13 protein-coding genes are annotated in these 17,051 nt (G+C 42.0%); 3 read left to right on the forward strand and 10 right to left on the reverse strand.

The genetic code is table 11. The features are described from left to right. Positions 1-6 precede the first annotated feature (6 nt). The 4 genes from L2764_RS10720 to eat all read right to left on the reverse strand — a co-directional run bounded on the left by L2764_RS10720 (position 7) and on the right by eat (position 5,571). Complete coding sequence (locus L2764_RS10720; protein WP_248940211.1) at positions 7-1,188, reverse strand: iron-containing alcohol dehydrogenase; 1,182 nt, start codon at positions 1,186-1,188, stop codon at positions 7-9. 29 nt (positions 1,189-1,217) lie between these two features. Continuing rightward, positions 1,218-2,630, reverse strand: a complete 1,413-nt coding sequence (locus L2764_RS10725; RefSeq protein WP_248940212.1) for an aldehyde dehydrogenase family protein — start codon at positions 2,628-2,630, stop codon at positions 1,218-1,220. Positions 2,631-2,707: 77 nt separating this feature from the next. Further along, the gene (locus tag L2764_RS10730) at positions 2,708-4,078 is read right to left on the reverse strand and encodes a glutamine synthetase family protein (protein WP_248940213.1); all 1,371 of its coding nucleotides are present in this window, start codon (positions 4,076-4,078) and stop codon (positions 2,708-2,710) included. Beyond that, positions 4,075-5,571 carry an ethanolamine permease gene (gene eat / locus L2764_RS10735; protein WP_248940214.1) on the reverse strand — a complete coding sequence of 499 codons (1,497 nt, stop codon included), beginning with the start codon at positions 5,569-5,571 and terminating at the stop codon, positions 4,075-4,077. Before eat ends, L2764_RS10730 begins: the two co-directional genes overlap by 4 nt. Before the next feature lie 566 nt (positions 5,572-6,137). Here eat and L2764_RS10740 point away from each other — a divergent pair. After that, positions 6,138-7,439: an NAD(P)/FAD-dependent oxidoreductase gene (locus L2764_RS10740; protein ID WP_248940215.1), complete on the forward strand. Its 1,302-nt coding sequence runs from the start codon at positions 6,138-6,140 to the stop codon at positions 7,437-7,439. 82 nt (positions 7,440-7,521) lie between these two features. Here L2764_RS10740 and gdhA read toward each other — a convergent pair whose 3' ends face one another. Next, on the reverse strand, positions 7,522-8,862 hold the full coding sequence (gene gdhA, locus L2764_RS10745) for an NADP-specific glutamate dehydrogenase (RefSeq protein WP_248940234.1): 1,341 nt from the start codon (positions 8,860-8,862) through the stop codon (positions 7,522-7,524). Positions 8,863-9,165: 303 nt separating this feature from the next. On the opposite strand from gdhA, the gene L2764_RS10750 reads away from it, so the two are divergent. Then, positions 9,166-10,209, forward strand: coding sequence for a porin (locus tag L2764_RS10750; RefSeq protein WP_248940216.1), 1,044 nt, complete (start codon positions 9,166-9,168; stop codon positions 10,207-10,209). Positions 10,210-10,299: 90 nt separating this feature from the next. Next, entirely contained in the window at positions 10,300-11,217 is a 918-nt protein-coding gene (gene glaH, locus L2764_RS10755) for a glutarate dioxygenase GlaH (RefSeq protein ID WP_248940217.1), read from the forward strand. 6 nt (positions 11,218-11,223) lie between these two features. Here the strand turns inward: glaH and L2764_RS10760 are convergent, their stop codons facing one another. The 5 genes from L2764_RS10760 to L2764_RS10780 all read right to left on the reverse strand — a co-directional run bounded on the left by L2764_RS10760 (position 11,224) and on the right by L2764_RS10780 (position 17,002). Further along, on the reverse strand, positions 11,224-11,805 hold the full coding sequence (locus L2764_RS10760; RefSeq protein ID WP_248940218.1) for a PKD domain-containing protein: 582 nt from the start codon (positions 11,803-11,805) through the stop codon (positions 11,224-11,226). Between the two features lie 368 nt (positions 11,806-12,173). Next, a complete protein-coding gene (locus L2764_RS10765) occupies positions 12,174-13,253 on the reverse strand; it encodes a hypothetical protein (RefSeq protein ID WP_248940219.1) in 1,080 nt (359 codons plus the stop codon). 118 nt (positions 13,254-13,371) lie between these two features. Then, a complete protein-coding gene (locus tag L2764_RS10770) occupies positions 13,372-14,868 on the reverse strand; it encodes an internalin (protein ID WP_248940220.1) in 1,497 nt (498 codons plus the stop codon). A 21-nt stretch (positions 14,869-14,889) separates the two neighbouring features. After that, positions 14,890-15,726, reverse strand: a complete 837-nt coding sequence (locus L2764_RS10775; protein ID WP_248940221.1) for a GEVED domain-containing protein — start codon at positions 15,724-15,726, stop codon at positions 14,890-14,892. Positions 15,727-15,736: 10 nt separating this feature from the next. After that, the gene (locus L2764_RS10780; protein WP_248940222.1) at positions 15,737-17,002 is read right to left on the reverse strand and encodes a hypothetical protein; all 1,266 of its coding nucleotides are present in this window, start codon (positions 17,000-17,002) and stop codon (positions 15,737-15,739) included. Positions 17,003-17,051: the final 49 nt, after the last annotated feature.

The following is a 17,051-nucleotide window of genomic DNA, read 5'->3' on the forward strand; positions in this document are numbered from 1 at the left end:
TAAACATTAACACTCGCCTTCAAATGCAACGCCTTTAACCGCATCAATAAACAACGCGGCGTACTGATCCGCATGCAATTGAATAGGATTCCCCGCTGCCGCAGAGTCGCAAGCAGCCATTTTGCCAACAAGTTTAGCATCATGACTCTCTATGCCTATCTCTGCTAAGGTCTGTGGGATCCCAAGCGTCTTTCTTAAGGCTAATATCCAAGACAGAAAATGTTCAAAGCTCGGGTCATCAAACCCTAAACATAAGGTTAAATAAGTCATTTTATCTTCTATAGCAGTTCGGTTTAGGCGTAATACATAAGGCATTAAGATCGCATTTAATAGTCCATGATGTTTATGATAAAGCGCACCAAGTGGATGTGCCAGCGCATGCATAGCGCCTAACCCTCGCTGAAATGCCGTTGCTCCCATACAAGATGCCACCAGCATTTGGGTTCTGGCTTCAACGTTTTGACCTTGATGAAACACAATAGGTAAAAACCGCTTAATCCGCTTTATGCCTTCAACTGCAATACCTTCTGCCATAGGGTGGTAACCTGCCACGCAATAGGCCTCCAAAAGATGTGACAATGCATCCATCCCTGTCGCTGCAGTAATATTAGCAGGCAGCCCTATGGTCAATAGCGGATCGAGTAATACTCGATCCGCTATTAACTGGGGATGAAACAAAATACGCTTGCAATGATGTGCGCCCTGAGTATCGGTGATCACTGCAGCGCGCCCAACCTCAGAGCCAGTTCCTGCCGTTGTCGGTATCGCAATCAGGGGTAATATTTTTTCGGCTTGAATGTGGGTCCAATTATCCTCCACATCTTCCATTTCCCACAAAGAGAGCGTTTGTTTCGCACTTAAGGCTATCGCTTTAGCGGCATCTAAGCTCGCCCCGCCCCCTAGCGCAATAATGCCATCAAAACTACCCTTGTTCACCGTGTCAACACCAAGCGCAATATCGTTATCGGTGGGATCGGATTCAACCTGAGAAAAAACATCACAAAAAATATTGCTTGCAGCACAAATAGCTTTAACTTGCTTAACCATAGGAAAAGCCGCTAATTGTTTGTCGGTAACGAGTAACACTTTGGTGATCTTTAACGCTTGGCAATATTCAGCGATAAATGATAAACACCCTGCACCGACTCTGATATCCGTTGGGAAGTGCCAATGTGCGTCTAATATCAATGCTTCCTCCTTACATTATAAAGCCAATATCATCTATGTTTAATGTGATAAGACTTAGGTCGAGTCACCGACTCAAATCCCAATACGGATAAACTGCAACCTCTTCCCGATTGTTTCACGCCCGTCCAAGCAAGCGCCGGATCGAGATAATCACATCGATTAATAAAAAAAGTGCCCGTATCAACCTTATCCCCTAAAGCCACACCTGTTTCGATGTCTTGCGTAAAAATAGCCGCAGTTAAACCAAACTCACTGTCATTCATCAAACAAAGCGCTTCATTATCATCTTTCACCTTTTGTATGCCAATAACGGGACCAAAAGACTCCTCAGTCATAAGGCGCATACGATGATCGACCTGTGTCAACACTTGAGGGGCTAGGTAGGGCGTCCCCGCTTGGCTTAACGGAAACAAACTCTCATCGATATGGGTCACCGCGCCTAACGCGATGGCTTCGTGTATCTGCGCACGAACCACATCTGCCGCAAAAGTGCTGATCATGGGTCCTAACGTCGTATCGCTATCATCTGAACGTCCCAATTGATAGTGTAATACCCATTGCACAAATGTCGCTAAAAATAAATCAAATACTCTCTCATGAACATAAATACGTTCGATCGCACAGCATGATTGCCCTGAATTAAAAAAAGCCCCTTGGACTAAAATCTCCGCCACTTTTTCAATATTCGCATCTTGGCGCACGTAGGCTGGATCTTTACCGCCTAACTCAAGCCCAACACTCAAAAATCGCCCCGCAGCCGCTTGTTCCACTTTTTTACCGCCTAAAACCGATCCGGTAAACGCCACATGATGAATGGCTTCTTTCGTTATGCACGCTAATGTATTTTCATGACTCGTATGTAAAAATTGAACAATACCTTTTGGCATTCCCGCCGCTTCAAAAGCGCTCACCAATCGCTCCGCACATAACGGGGTTTGCGCTGAGTGCTTTATGATAACGCTATTGCCTGTAAGCAACGCCGGTATAAGACTATTGATCGCCGTCAAATAAGGATAATTCCAAGGGGCAATAATGAGAACAACGCCTAAAGCTTCTCTTTTAATATATCGGGTAAATCCCGCTTTTTCAGCAATAACAACAGGAGACAAAGCGTGATCAGACACTTGCAGCAAATATTGTGCCCGCTCATCCAGTCCATTAAGCTCACCTTCACAATATCGAATAGGCCGTCCCATCATCCAACACAATTCATTAGCGAGGACTTTCTTTTGGCTCATAAGAATGTCAATGGCTTTCACGCACACCAGCTTTCTATCAGCGAGAGGGAGAGTAGCCCAAGATTTTTGCATCATATTGGCTTGCTCTACAACCTCACTAATATCGTCTTTGCTCGCTAATGGACGAGTCACATAAACCTGACTATCTATCGGGGAAATAGTTTCTTGTATTTTATGATTAATAGCTTGATTTTTACTCGACATAAAGCACTCCTTGCTCAGCAATCCATTCAACTAATTATCACTGCTTTAAGAATATAAATAAACAGCAATATACAACACTAAATTATTTCAAAATAGCGGCTCATTTCCCAATCTGAAACATGTTTTCGATATTCTCTTTCTTCCCATTCTCGGCTATTGGCAAAATGAGTCACAAACTCTTCACCAAAAAACATTTTCGCGGCAGAAGACTGCCTTAATTTTTGCGCAGCATCCCAAAGGCTGGTCGGTAAATTCAACGTATCTGGCTGTTCCTGCTCATACGCATTGCCTTTTACTTGCTTATGGGGCTCTAACTGGTTCATTATGCCGTATAGACCACTGGCTAAAGCTGCCGCTAAGGCTAAATAAGGATTCGCATCGGCCGCACCCAAACGATATTCAATACGTTGGGATTTTTCAGCGCCGCTGATCACTCTCAAAGCCGTCGTTCTATTTTCGACTCCCCAAGTCGCTTGAGTCGGTGCCCAAAAACCGGGAACCATACGAGTGTAGCTATTAATCGTTGGTGCAAGCATCGCCAAAAAATCTGGCATGAGCCTTTGCTGCCCCGCAAGAAAATATCTCTGTATTTTGCTCATATTATATTGTTGAGCGGGATCAAAAAATGCCGATGTTCCATTAATGTGCTGCAGTGAAAGGTGAATATGTCCGCTTTGTCCTGGAAAATCACCGGACCATTTAGCCATAAATGTTGCCATCAACTCACGCCTTTGCGCCAAGACTTTCATAAACGTTTTAAAAAGCGCCGCCTTATCCGCCGCTGCTGCCACTTCATCCACCACAATCGCCGCTTCAATCACCCCAGGTCCCGTTTCGGTATGTAGCCCTTCAATCGGAAAGTCCATCATTTCTGCCATGGCAAGAATATCTCGATACAACTCTGCATGAACCGAGTTTCGGAGCATCGAATAGCCAAACCAATCTGGCGTTAACGTATTCAGATCCCTGTAATTTTTCAGCCTCACAGACTCAGGAGTTTCATTAAAAAGAAAAAATTCATATTCTAAGGCGCCAAATGCAATAAAGCCCATCTCTTTAGCCTGATCAATGACCTTAGATAATACGCCCCTAGGGCAGATCTTCGCGGCTTTATCATCAAACTCTGCGATAAACAACAACATGCCTTCTTCTTCAAATACCTCGCGGCAGCTATGGGGTAAAATACGCACGGGGGCATCGGGATACCCCGTATGCCATCCGGTATATTGAGTATTATCCAATAACTGATCTTTTACGTCCCACCCCAGCACCACATCACAAAATGCAAAGCCTTTTTCTAATGCAGAAAAGAACTTGCCTTTCGCCATGTACTTGCCTCGCATGACACCATCGATATCAAATAAGCCCACTTTTACATGGCTTAAACCTCGCTCCTCAACAATGGCAATGGCATCCGTAATCGTTATGACTTCTCGAGCATTAATCATGTTAACTCCCTTTCTATTGCACTATTATTACCTGATGATTGCTGCTTTGCCTGTAATGATTCAGTATCAAAAGCTTCCTCTGGCGCCGAAGACACTAGATGATTTCGACTGTAAAAAATAAAGTAAAGCAGCATGATACAATAGAAAACAGCCGCCCAAAGTACAGCATGCAGACTGACCACAAACGTTGAAGCCAGTGCAATTAATGACAAAACAAGCGTCAGGCCTGATGTCACTATCCCCCCAGGCGTTCGATAGGGGCGGATAAGTTCAGGTTCTTTGTAACGTAAAATAATGTGCGATAAACTCATCATGGCATACGATAACGTTGCGCCAAAAACCGCCATGGTGATCATCAAGTCTCCCTCTCCCGTTAAAGACAGCAGAAATCCCAAAAAACCGGGAATAATCAATGCCCAAACGGGGACTTTTCGCTTACCTGAAATAGAGAGAAAGCGCGGTAAGTAACCTGCGCGAGACAGAGAAAATATTTGCCGAGAATACGCATAGATAATGGAAAAAAAGCTGGCTATCAATCCACATAACCCCACCACATTGACAAATTTAGCGATCAATGAATCATTGCCATAAATGAAGCCCAGCGCACCGACAAGAGGCGTCCCATGATCTTTCATCAATTCAGCACCCGCACCACCTGGCGCTAAAAATAAAATCATTGATGCAAAAAAAATCAAGATAATCATGGAGGCAATTATGCCTTTAGGCAAATCTTTGCTTGGATTGGAAGCTTCTTCTGCCGCTAAGGGCACCCCTTCAACCGCTAAAAAAAGCCACATGGCAAAAGGCAAAGCCGCCCAGATCCCAACAATGCCTTCCGGTAAAAAACGACTGGCCCCAAATGCCTGTTCATTTGGCACAATGTCAAATAAAAGCGCCCACTGAAAATGCGGTAACATGGCTGTGATAAACACCACTATGGCTATCACAGCCAGCAAAGTGATCCCCATCATTATCCTTAACGCTTCACCCGCCCCCCATAAATGTATGCCGATAAAGATAAGATAAAACACGCCATAAACAACGGGGCCATCAATGCCCATTAATGCCTGAAAATAACTCCCAATGAATATCGCAATCGCCGCTGGGGCGATTGCATATTCGAGTAAAATAGCCGTGCCCGTTAAAAAGCCACCCCATGGCCCCATCGCTCGCCGCGCAAAACTGTAGCCACCTCCTGCCGTCGGTAAAGAAGAAGACAACTCGGCCAACGTTAGCACTAAACACCAATACATGAGGCCCATAATCACAGCAGCAATCATCATTCCGCCAAAACCACCCGAAGCAATACCAAAATTCCAGCCCGCAAAATGCCCTGAAATAACATAGGAAACCCCCAGACTGGCCAGCAATATCCAGCCAGCGACCCCCTTTTTCAACTGTCTTTGGGACAAATACTCCTTATCGACTTCGCTATCTGCTGTACTATCCTCAGCCTTTGCCAGCCCATTAACAGGTATTTCTTTATCGATCATGACATTTCCTTATCGCTTCAATAAAGCTAAATCGTCCCTAACAGCAACATAAAGACTACTTTTTAAACACTATTTAGCCTTAAAATACTCGCTTAAGCAATAGGCCATTTCGCTGTAAAAGCATCCGACATTAATCGAATATGTTAGTGACACTGAGCCGAATATATTGCACTATAACAATCGCAGCTTTACGGCTATTTTCACAAGGTAATATATTGAATATTGTCGTAAATGAAATTGTAAATTTATTAAGCTTGCTCGTTTGTTAGAGTGAATGTTGTGCGTAATAACAATAAATCTATATTGATTAATCAAGTCAGCGTAGGCTCCTACAATCATGGAGTATTCGCTCACAATGATGAGTTAATATTAATCTAAGATTTGACATTTGAATTTCGCTACTCAACATGAGACATACTGTTAGCCTAAACCATCTGATTTTGTTAATAATTTACCTAGATAGTAGGTAATTTCATTCGATCGTCTAGCCAAGAAAAACAGTTTGAATTTAAGTGACATGTCATCAATATGTACACGCCAGTGTAAGTCAACGTGAGAATGAAGATATGGACTCAACAATCCCTGATATTGTGATCATTGGTGGTGGTGCCGGTGGATTAGAATTAGCGACCCAATTAGGCCACAAACTGGGGAAAAAGGGTAAAGCAAACATTACCCTTATCGATAAGAATCGCACCCACATCTGGAAACCTTTACTCCATGAAGTCGCCACGGGTTCACTGGATCCAAATTTAGATGGTGTCGTCTATTCAGCCCATGCAGCCAAACATGGATACCAATTCCAATTAGGCACTTTTTGTCACTTAGATGCCGATGAAAAGAGCATTACCTTAACGCCGATTTTTAACGATCTCAACATGGCAATCTTACCCGAGCGCCATATCCAATACGACAAACTCATTATCGCCATTGGCAGTGTCAGCAATGACTTTAATACCCCAGGAGTGAGAGATCATTGTTACTTTCTTGACTCTCACCAGCAAGCAGACCGCTTTCATCACGCTCTGCTTGATAGCTTTACTCGCATTCATCAATCAGATACCAATACTCGGCTCGATATTGCCATTGTCGGCGCTGGCGCAACGGGGGTCGAGCTATCCGCAGAGCTTTACCATGTGACAGAGTTACTCAAAAGTTATGGCTTAAGTAAAATGACGGCCGATAGACTGCACATACATTTAATTGAAGCCGGCCCACGTATTTTACCTGCTCTACCCGATCGTATCGCCGCTTCGGCAAGACGAGAATTAGTCAAACTTGGGGTCAAAGTGCTGGAAAACACCTGTGTCAGTGAAGCCACTGCAACTGGTTTTATCACCAAAGAAGGCACCCGTATCGATGCACACTTGATGTTATGGGCTGCAGGCGTTAAAGCCCCTAATTTTATCAAAGACATCAATCTATTTGAATTAAACCGCGCCAATCAAATCATGGTAAAAGACACCTTGCTAAGCACGGTCAATGATCATATTTACGTCATCGGTGATTGCTGTGCCTGCAAGCAAGCCGATGGTAGTTTTGTGCCGCCGCGAGCCCAATCAGCACACCAAATGGCGAAATGTGTTGAAAATAATCTGATTAATGAGCTTACAGGAAAGCCTCTAGAAAGTTATACCTATGTCGATTATGGATCTTTGGTGAATTTATCTAAGTTCAGTACTGTGGGCAGCTTAATGGGAAATTTAACCAAAAACACCATGTTTATCGAAGGTAAGCTTGCTCGTCTTGTGTATATATCACTGTACCGTATGCATCAACGAGCGGTTCACGGCACCAGCAAAACTATCGCCCTTTGGCTAACAGAAAAGCTCATGCGAGCCGTCAGACCAAGAATGAAATTGCATTAATATATTGTTAATATAAGTTATTTTGATATTACTTTTGTTGCTGTGTTTTCAATTGAAGAAAACACAGCAGTGAGTTTAATACTCATACCCCATAAGCCAACATGGCGTTAGCGACTTTAATAAAGCCTGCAATATTGGCCCCATTCACATAATTGACATAATCCCCATCGTCACTGTATTTAACACATTGCCTATGGATGTCTTTCATTATTGTGGCCAGTCGATCTTCTAGCTCTGTCGCACTCCAAGACAATCGGACACTGTTCTGTGTCATCTCTAATCCCGATAATGCCACCCCTCCGGCATTGGCCGCTTTACCTGGCGCAAACAATAATTTGGCATGTTGTAATACCTTAATAGCTTCAATGGTCGTTGGCATATTGGCGCCTTCAGCGACAGCAATACAACCGTTAGACACTAGCGCATGGGCCGATTTTTTATCAATTTCATTTTGCGTTGCGCAAGGAAAAGCCAAATCACAACGAATATTCCAAGGAGACTGTGTTGGAAAATAATCACAGCGATACTTTTCAGCATATTCCGATATACGACCTCTTTGGTGCGTCTTAAGCTCAATGAGATAAGCCAGTTTATCAGCATCAATACCTTGTTCATCATAAATAAAACCAGATGAATCAGAGAGTGTAACAACCTTACCGCCTAGCTGTATAATTTTTTCGGCGCAATACAAAGCCACATTCCCAGAGCCTGAGAGCACACACTTTTTCCCTCGAATACTGTCATCTCTATGTTGTAACATGGCCTCCATAAAAAAAGCGGCACCGTAACCCGTCGCTTCAGTGCGAATAAGACTCCCCCCAAATTCCAATGCCTTTCCTGTTAATGCTCCGGTAAATTCATGGCGTAATCGTTTGTATTGACCAAACATAAAACTAATTTCCCTCGCCCCAACGCCAACATCCCCAGCAGGTATATCGGTGTTAGGCCCAATATAATGAGAAAGCTCAGTCATAAAACTTTGACAGAACCGTATCACTTCACGATCCGATTTCCCTTTAGGATTAAAATCTGAACCACCTTTAGCCGCTCCCATCGGTAACGTGGTTAAACTATTTTTAAACGTTTGTTCAAATCCCAAAAATTTAAGAATACTTAAATTAACCGATGGATGAAACCTAAGTCCCCCTTTATAAGGCCCAATCGAATTATTAAACTGCACACGATAACCTCGATTTAAGCGGATATTACCGGCATCATCTTCCCAAACCACCTTAAAAATAATACTTCGGTCGGGTTCTGTCATACGTTGTAAAATCGCCGCCTTTTGGTAAACGGGATTATCTAAAATAAACGGAATAACAGATTCTGCCACCTCATACACCGCTTGATGGAACTCCACTTCGCCTGGATTGCGTTTTTCCAAACCGCTCATAAAATGTGTTAAAGATAAATCACTGTACATCATCACCTCCCACTCACATCAGACAGGGCATCATCAGCCGTATCTAATGACATTTAAAAGTCGCGCCTTTAAAAGAGAGTAGTTGAAAAATCAGATCTTTAATCGCCTAATGCATAAACTGATGTTAATTATGTTTAATACGCTAAAAATCAAAATGGATATAATTCTCATTCGTGATAGATTAACCAGTGTCTTTAAGGGTCATTATTTCAAATGAAGCAATGACCCTTAAAGACATACTTAACACATTTACCACTTAAAAACGCATATGACTAATTTCTTTGAAAAGACCATTAAATAAAAATGTTACGTCGAAAAAGTTTACTCAATTATGGCTTACTTCTCTGTATTCCGTTTTCATCACATGCAAGTAGCCTTAATGTATTTGGTAGTATCAATACCGCCATTAGCCACGCCAATACACCCTATGCTACCAAGAGTAAACTCTCAGGAACGTCACTTGAAAACTCAACCACTTTAGGACTTAAAGGGAGTGAAGCAATAACAGCGAATATGCATTTACTCTATAAAATAAGCGTTAAAGTCTATAACGCAACCCAGTCAGGTAACACCACCCCAATCAAAGCGAATAGTCGTTATTTAGGCATAAGCAATACATTCGGAACGCTGCTTGTCGGGCGTAACAATACCGTGTTTAAATCCACGGCAACCAATATGGATATTTTTCATAGTACCGATGCCAGTATCACGCACTTGGTTGCAGGCCAAACACGCAGCAGTGATAGTATCAACTATTACTCACCACAATTTGAGCAAGGCTTATCTTTTAATAGCACATACTTAATGTCAGCGAATCAAGAAGAGGACGCTCAATCGAATATCCAATTTGCTTTATCGACCAGCTTAGACGATCCTCATTTAACCACTCGCCCGTATTATTGCGCTGTGGGGTATAGCAAGGGCATTGCCGATATTGATGCTTTTCGTTGGGTAAACCAAGTAAAGTGGAGACAATTCACTCTAAGTGATTTATATCAATATACCCAGAGTCAAATACTCACTGAAAAAAACATGCAAGGAAGCAGTGGTTACATAAACCTTCGCTACACACTCAAAAACCTTCACTTCAACGCAGAATACGGCATAGATACATCGGGGCTAGGTGATTATTTTTACAATGCAACGGGAGGTAGCGAAGTAAATCGAAGTCCATTTTCACAAGTAAACATAACCCAAATAGCCCTCGGTGCAGATTATCAACTGTCTCACTCCACTCGCCTTTATTGCCTTGATGTTCTGTATCAAGGTCATTACCAAGACGCTAACCAACGTGTGATATTAAACAATGACAATATTGTCAGCTTAGGCATCGATTATCATTTTTAGGTCACATAACGACTATTGGGTTTTAATCGGTCATCTAAAATCCTTATTTGCTCTATACTGAAGATGAAAACTCTTTATGCGGATAGCCCTATGACGCCTATTTCTGAGACGCCACCTTTTACCCTAACAGAATATAGTCGATCTCAGCGAATCCAAATTATTACGCTTAATAATGAAATAATCACGGCCTTTAATCAGCAAACTACACAATGGAATGTACAAGCAATCGAATTCACGCCATTCCTTAGGTTTATGCTGGCAACCATTCTCGATAATATCTGTGAAAATCAATTAGGCTATTGCTTAAAAAACATTATTACCTCTCGCAATAAAGGTGCATTTTTACTGCAATTCGAACAACAAGAGAACCAATCTGTTGATTGCTATATCAAACTCTCCACCGCCATTTCACACTTAATTGGCTTACCTAATTTCGACGCCATGTCGGGAAAGTTTTATGCCCGCTTTATCATCAATCACACTGACAATGACGACAGTTATTTAAGAAAAGCCTACCATCCTTTGACCTTACATAACGATGGCACTTATGTCGATGAAAATACAGATTTTGTCTTGATGATGAAAATTGGAGAACAAGATGCGATAGGCGGAGATTCAACATTACTGCATATCGATGATTGGCAAGCGCTTAAGCATTTTTATCACCATAAAATCGCAAAAACACCCTTTCAATGGCAATCGCCTCCCAGTAAACAGGTACAACATAATGTGTTTCACCCCGTTTTTATTGATGAAGATAAACACGGCAAGCCACAACTGTCATTTATTGATCAATTTGCCTATCCCCAAAATAAAGAACAAGCCCTATTTTTATATCAACTGCAAATCTCACTGGAACAAGACGAGAACATACTATCCCTTACGCTCCCCGTCGGCAGCATCTTGGTTATTCATAACCATTATTGGCTGCATGGACGAGATGCTTTCACCCCGCACATCGCATTAACCAGAGAGCTATTGCGCCAACGAGGTCGGTTTTTTAACTGAATGATCCTAAGTCTTTTTACCCAATAAACGCATAATACCAAGAAGAAAGACTCCGACCCCCAATGCGCCACCTGAATCACCTTCGCCGCTTTTTTCTGGTTCTGGTTCTGGTTCTGGTTCTGAAGCGAATATATTCAACTGTGTCTCATGAACCAAGTACTCATCAAAATAACTCGAAAGCTTGACCGAATACTCTCCCTGGCTTAAAAAAACATGATTGGCATTGGGTCCCACATAGGTTTGGTCTTCGATTAACCAATGATGAGTTAAGCTTAACGCTTGCTTAGCATCAAGAATAGCCGAGGCCGCTAAACTTAAATCGCTAAGCTCATAATCAATTGTGACTTGGTTAATCAAGGGAGTGATCAAATCAACGCTATTGACTCGTGTATCCACTAACTTATCATTCTGAAAGACCATCAATTTAGCTTGATAGATCCCAACCTCTGCATAAACATGCTCAGGTGACTTTTCATTAGCGCTGCTCCCATCACCAAAGTCCCAAACATAATCAATATTATCATCACTCGCATGCACAACCATCACTGTCGATAGCAAGCATGCACCCACTGTAAACCTAAGTTTCATTCCTTTCTCCAACTCATTACTATACCCGTGATACTTCAATATGCATGTTTTCAGAGCCAATAAAACCAATCAATTTAAGGCGCACGATTGCGAGAATGTAGGTACCTTTTAAAAGCATGCAACACAGAAGTGATTGGTTTTAATGATTCCTAATAGGCTGGTTTAAAAGCCTTTTATGCTGCGTTATTGAACATTAACTTAGAAGCACTAGGTCATCTGCTCAAAGCCTTGCCTACAAGACTTTTAATTCCAGCTGAATCCTGCATCTTGAAGTATCACGGGTATATACAATTAAAAACATCCATTAAATCAATAACAGCCATTCCATTAACAATAAACCCACAATGTAGTTGAAAGAATATACTGAACTATTCAAAAGGAGGCAAACATTCATTTTCAAAAGGTGATATAAAACAGCGTGTTCTTAAGGATTCAAAGGCTGTCCGATAAGCCTTAGCCGCTTGCCATTGTGCTAAATAATCCTGCTCTTCTGTTACTGTTTCGGCAACCTGATAAAAGGCTTTTAACCTTTGCTCTTGCCTGACACGATCTCCGTATTCTTGCTCGACCTCCTCGACAATACTCATTAGTGCCTCTTGCTCAGGCTCTGCAGGCTGATTAAGAGAATAATGACCTGACTCTTGATATTGTTTAGTGTGCATACTTCTGATCACAGGCGGCATCGAATCCATATCTTGTGCCAGTCCCGTTGGCTCAAACAAGTACGTGCTCAGTTGATTGAGGGTATCCATACATTCATCGACTTCATCGCCTTTGCAGCTGGTCGGCCGGCTATCTAATAACGCTTGCAATGATGCCGGTATAGCACCGTTGGAATTGACTTTAACCGTCAGCACCGCATTTTGCGCATACTCCTTAAATTCTTTCACTGTTGTCTTTGTTTTTGTCCAAAATAACAAACGAATTTTTATTTTGGTGACAAATTTTTTATAATCTTCAACCGATTGAAAATGTAACTGACTGGTCAGAAAAATATCTCGACCATAGTCCACTTGATAAATAAAACTATCCCCACACTGACTCGAATCCGCATGATCGAGTATTTGTCGATTTTCCAACGTATGATGCCCTTCATCAAAATACAGATGTAGCGATGAAGACACGGTTAAGTCATCTTTTGCATTGGTATGATATATCGAGGTTGAAACAGAGCCTGCAATAATAAACAGGTTCACCCCACCGTGCAGCTCACCAAAAGTGCGACTTCTGACTTGCCTTTGATCGAGTTGATTTAAAAAATTAAGCTCTCCCTTACCTTGAGTGTGTGTCACCACAGAGCCTTCTATACATGCAGGTACCGATTGATAATTCTGACTCGTAAAGCCTTTACCGAGATCATCAACAGAGTAGCCATCACCATAATATTCAGTTGCCACTATCGGTAACGACACAAGCGTTAATAAAAAAGCCAATCCAAATGGTTTCATAATATTCCTTTATATCACTATTGAAATTAAGGCCACCTGAGTATGAAAGCCTCTGTTAACCCATTAACAGAGGCCTTATTCTCCTTACGAAATCATTCTGTAATCGAATGAAACACCATCAATTCAAGAATGTATCGCCATAGGTATTTAGTGCAGCTTCACATAAACGCCAGTTTAAAATACCCAGTGCAGGGCGAGCACTGTCAATAAATGTCGGCGCCCAACGCATGTTACGATAAATGGTGCTTTCTTCATCTACAATAACCCCTGAACGAACCGCTTCTTGACGGGCCATTTCACATTGTTTCCAATCTAAATCAGTGGTCGTTGGCAATTGTAATTGGGTGATATCATAAGATTGAGGACAAGAAAGCCCTCTTTGCAGACAATCTTGCTTCATGGCGTTATAACTGTCTTCACAGCTAGTGCCAAAAGGATTATCTCGGCAGAAATCCGCAGCGGTATAGAAAAACCATGCATTGTCGTAAGCCGCTTGCTTAATGACTTCAACGGCATTGCGCTGCGCTTCCGGTAAATAGGCATAATAGCTGGTTAACAGCTCACTGGCTCTATGCTCATCCATCAACGCTTGTTGAAAATCTTCCTCTAAATCACTAATAAGTAACTTAGTTGCATAACGAACTTGCTGATATTCAGGTGCTAGCGCTTTCAGCGCTAAACTGCTTGAATCATATCGCGTCATATAATAGTTCACTACGTTATAATCATCCAAGGTTTGCAATTGCGCTTGAAATTGGTTTTTAGAATAATCAACCGCTTCCTTGAACATATCAAAACAGGGTGCAGGGTTCTCTAATGAACAAGTAATGATATTATTGGGAATAATACTTAACAATTGTTTTGGATCGCCGCCGCGTTGCACCGCTCTAACGGTAATTTTGACAGAAGATTTAGTCTCTTCCTGTAAATATTTAAGCTCCCCACCAACATTAAAAACCCCGCCATACAAATCCACATCTAAATAACCACCAATGTCAGACTTATCTTTATTACTACCGTATTCGATCTTCAAATTAACCAATAAGTTCGCTCCATACTCTATGGCATAAACGAACTCATCCCCCACCAACTCTTGAATCTTACTTTGATAGCTTGTCGCCACTTCATTACCCGCAGTCGACAAGGTGTAGCCTCTAGAAGCATCATCCGGTAATAATAAACGCTTTTTAGGCACACTACTGGCACTAAAAGTGTAAGAACTGCTGTAAGTGCTGGATGCCATTTCCGTTGCCATGGATGCCCCTGCAGAAACCCGCACTACAGGGAAGTTGACATTCACATCCACACTGCCCGCTAAAGTACTAAGAATATCTTCATAGCTCATATCAATACCAGTTTTAAATGACAGTTCGGTATTACCAAACGTTTCATCTATTTGTCCTGAAACCGGCTGTACATTTAAAAACACTTCCCTTTGACTATCATAAGCACTGCCTAAAGGGATATGATCGTTAATCAAGGCACTCACCGTAGAACCACTTAAGGCACTGCTCTGTATTGACGCTAACTGCGATGCTTTTTCAAGCTGCCCATCACTTGCCATTGCATTCGTCCCCAGCATTGCCGAAAACAGACTTGCATAAATAAATTTCATGATATTGTCCTTTTATCTGGGTTATTGAACCGTCACAAGATAGTCTTCTACTTCACCGTACCAATTTCGCGTACAGGCATTATTGAACCCACCCCCCGCATCCATCGCCACACGCATCATAGATACACCCGGTGTTGCTGTACTGGGCACAGCCACATTAAAGTTAAATGTTTCACTACCTTGGCCACTAAACACCATCTCATCGATGCTAAAACTGCCATCTTGGTTCCAATCAATCCACACTCGAGCGCCTAAAAATGAAGGATCATCAGGTATTTGAAAACCTGGGGTCAGTGCCATCTCATGTTCTTGATTCAGTCTCATCGGAAATACTAAGCCAGATACTTGGGTATAAGGGTTAGCATTTGAAGCATGGGTTTTTCCATCCATGCTCACCGATGCAATCCATTCCCATTCACTGTCGTAACTGGCATTAGCACAATATTGATGATCAATAACCGTCGTTTTAAGCGCAACAGCCTCATACTCTGTCGGCATTAAGGTACAATTTTGCGTGACATCGGTCCCCGCATACCATCCATAAGGATTAGTAAAATCAGCATTGGCAAAACTTAAATAATTCACTTGTCCTTTAGTGATTTTATCTTGTGAAACCCATAATTCTTTTAATTGCCTAATTTTCTCACTATTCGTTAGCACTTGAGTCGCATCATGAGTTTTTTCCCAAATTTCAACCATCAAGCCGCTATAGCATTGCTCTAACCAATCAAAACGTCCCTGCGCTTGATCAACCGTTAATAAATCGCCCAATTCGTTAAAAGCCGCATCATCAATACCTTCTGCTGCCACCGAACCGCTTAGCCCCAATAAAAAAACCAGTGAATATTTGTTAAACATAGGAATGTCCTTATTCTAGAACTGAAATGATATTGGAATAATCTTGAATGTAGTTGCCCACGATATCAGCTTCAAAATCGGCACAATAAGTGCCTTGTGGATTTTGCTCACAGTAATCGACAATATCAGCATACATGTTGGCATTATTACCACTGCGTTGCTCAATTTCACCTAAATCAGCGATATCTTGCGTGCTAAAAGCAGAAGCATAATAACGTTGTAAGTTCTTCGCGCGGCGATTGGTTAAACGCTCATCAATCCAACGAGAGGTCATATCTTTCACGATGAGTTTGGTTAAATAACTGGTTTGCTGATAGCCATTTTCAGGCACTAGAGACTGAAGACCTGGACCCGCTCTTTCATAATCCACCAGATAGGTATCAGTGACATTATAGTCAGTCAGTTCATCAAACTGATTAACATAATCTTGTTTTAAATAAACAATGGCTTCTTCAAATAAATCAAAACAAGGTGTCGGGTTTTCCAACGTGCATAACATTATACCGTTAGGAATGATATCCAATAATCGATTTGGTTCGCCGCCACTCTGATAACCACTCACACTGATTTTAACTGACTTTTTCTTGTCATTGTCCAATAATTGTAAGGCGCCATCCACCTCAACTTTACCGATCCAATCAACCCCAAGGTAGCCACCAATCGCCCGCTTATCAGCTTCGTTTCGGTAATCAATTTTCATATTGATCACTACATTAGAGCCGAGAGCAAAACCGTTAACAAACTTATCCCCTAAATGCTGAGCACGATTACCTGGATAAGCTTGAGCCAACTCAGTCGCCGATGTTGTCGGTTGATAACCACTACCATCAATCGGTAACCAAATTTGCGCCTTAGGTTTCATCGACGCATATACGCTGTAAGTACCACTGTATTGATCGGCACTGATCTCTTTGGCGTAATTAGCGCCAGCATCGACTCTGACTGCTGGAAAATTAAAGCCGGCATCCACAGTCCCATCGATAAGATCAATCACCTGTGAGTAGGAAAGGTCGACGCCAACCCTAAAGTCCATAATGGAGTTACCTAAGGTTTCATCCAGTACACCCTCAACGGTTTGCAAACCTAAAAAGTAATCCCCCTCACTTTGATATCCCGTCCCCAAGGGAACCATATCACTAGAAGACATTTCCATACTCTGCATCAAGGCTTCTTTTTCTGCATGTATTTGTTCAAGTTTTAATTCACTTTGCCCGAAGCTGGGCGCAGACAAACAGGCGCAGGCAAGCACATAACCTACTTTGCTATGTAATTTCATTCTTATTTCCTTGAAAGTGGCCCAGACTTAAATCAAGTCATGGGCCGAA

Source organism: Shewanella surugensis (assembly GCF_023284005.1).
GTDB lineage: Bacteria > Pseudomonadota > Gammaproteobacteria > Enterobacterales > Shewanellaceae > Shewanella > Shewanella surugensis.